Annotated in this window: 1 protein-coding gene; it reads left to right on the top strand. The window is 38.5% G+C overall.

The window, feature by feature from the left end; translation table 11 throughout:
- Window positions 1–491 precede the first annotated feature (491 nt).
- Window positions 492–962, top strand: coding sequence for an RNA recognition motif domain-containing protein (locus ACXAH6_RS20340; protein ID WP_474879816.1), 471 nt, complete (start codon window positions 492–494; stop codon window positions 960–962).
- The last annotated feature ends 153 nt before the right edge of the window (window positions 963–1,115 follow it).

The following is a 1,115-nucleotide window of genomic DNA, read 5'->3' as shown; positions in this document are numbered from 1 at the left end:
TCAATTAAATATATCGAAATATGAATTGTCGTTGTGACACTCTTTAACGAGTGCCCACACAGATTGTCTTGTTATCAATTTTTAAAGAACAGTGCGAAAATCTCATTTCGCCGCTTCGTGAACTCTTTTAAGTTAGCCCCGAAGCGAGGTGCGCATTCTACATGGTTAAAAACCGTTGTCAACATCTTTTTTATTGCCGTTAAGTTATCATTTTGACGACTTAACTTGATGTTGCTCTGATGCGCTGTTTCGTTGGTTACCCCCCGAAACGTGTGGCGAATTCTACGCATCTAATTCCAATCGTCAACCTCTTTTTTGTAATTTTGAAAGGTTTTTTGCTGTTTTGAGATCAAACGGTTATTTTTCCCACAAAACTCACTTCGCCATTAATCTTTAGTCTAGACTTGTGAACTATTATTGTTCATTTTGTTATAATTGCGTAAACTTTACATTGCCTCCATTTTCTTCATAACAAATATATAGGCGGATTTATGAAAGTAGGTTTATCACACTGCATTATTATCAGTGTCGTGTTTTCTTTAATAGGATATTTTATTTTTCAGGCCACTAACCTTGATGCACAAACACCGTTAGTTGTTTCAGCATCTTTGCTTATTAGTGGTATTGTTACTCCGTGGTTAGCGTCGTTGTTTAACAATACGTCTAGTACTGCTCATACAACTGCGCCTGTTTCGCATTCAGGCGAGACGGCAACATTGTATGTAGGCAATTTGCCTTATCGCGCAAACGAAGATGCAGTTAAGGAATATTTTCAAAAAGATCTTCATGTGCAATCTGTACGATTAATGAAAGATCGTAAAACAGGTAAGCGTAAGGGATACGGCTTTGTAGAAGTAATAACTGGTGATGTCGACGGCGCCATCCAGAAATTCAACGATTCGGTATTTCAAGACCGAACATTGAAGGTGAGACCCGCTAAAGATAAAGCAACCGAAGCATAAAAATAAAAACCTGGCGATTGCCAGGTTTCAGATTGATGATAGACCCCTCTTTTTTCAGAGGGGTTTATTTTTTCTAGCAGCCGAAGGCTGCGATCGCGATATTTTTTATAGCAGCTTTATTGTTCGAGTGTTGGGTTCTTGAAGGGCAATAAG

It is taken from the genome of Alteromonas sp. ABE4_545, assembly GCF_056161325.1.
Note: the sequence above shows the minus strand (reverse complement) of the source record. Positions and strands in the feature narration are given on the sequence as shown.